Annotated in this window: 1 protein-coding gene; it reads right to left on the bottom strand. The window is 38.1% G+C overall.

The genetic code is table 11. The features are described 5' to 3' along the window. Positions 1-140: 140 nt before the first annotated feature. A complete protein-coding gene (locus tag CIK04_RS32985; RefSeq protein ID WP_176463474.1) occupies positions 141-314 on the bottom strand; it encodes a hypothetical protein in 174 nt (57 codons plus the stop codon). Positions 315-773: the final 459 nt, after the last annotated feature.

The following is a 773-nucleotide window of genomic DNA, read 5'->3' as shown; positions in this document are numbered from 1 at the left end:
TTTGGCTATCACTGTGAGCTTACTAACCGTATCAACAATAGATAAATATGAGTATTTTAGCCAATATTCTGTCACGTAGCTCCACTAGCAGCAAAGCACTTGATTTTCATTACGTATATTTTCTTGGTAAAATATAACCATCAAAGCCTTTTCTTTGTTGAATGGTTGAATAGCAGGCGATTTTTTTTGATAGCCCTGTCACCAATCTGGCTTAGTTCCCATACATTTTGCTCAAACAGCACAGGAAATTCAGAATCATTAATTACAGCAAGTGATTCCAACTCATCCCAATTTCCACGTTCAATTGCTGGCAAAAGCACATCCTCGACATGGTTGGTATCGATATCTTCAACAAACTCTTCAAAGCTAACTTTGCACCACTCGCTGTTTTAATCGTTTCATAGTGTYCCCAGTCAGTCTATGCATACAAAAATAGCGACCATTCGCCTCAAGTAAAGCCTCTGCTTCTTTCAGAACATTTTCTGATATGTTTTGAGATACGATTTCTTCAAATGCCTCAATTCGCTTTTCCAACTCCTCATTTTCAGGATTGAAGATCAGCAGTATAATTAAGTTAGTCTACTCTATAAATGACAAAAGTTTATAGACCTGATTAGGTTCATCGACCAGTTTGGCATTGAGGCACTCATGGCATTTATCAAATTGGTAGCAATGGAGTTTTGATGAATCATCTATGACTCCCATTTTTTTGCTGCTGCCTGAGCTAGCTTATCCTCTTGACCTTCGAACTCTGGCTTACCATCACAACATGT

It is taken from the genome of Vibrio sp. 03_296 (assembly GCF_002265885.1).
The sequence above is the reverse complement of the archived record's forward strand: the minus strand, read 5'-3'. Positions and strand labels throughout refer to the sequence as shown.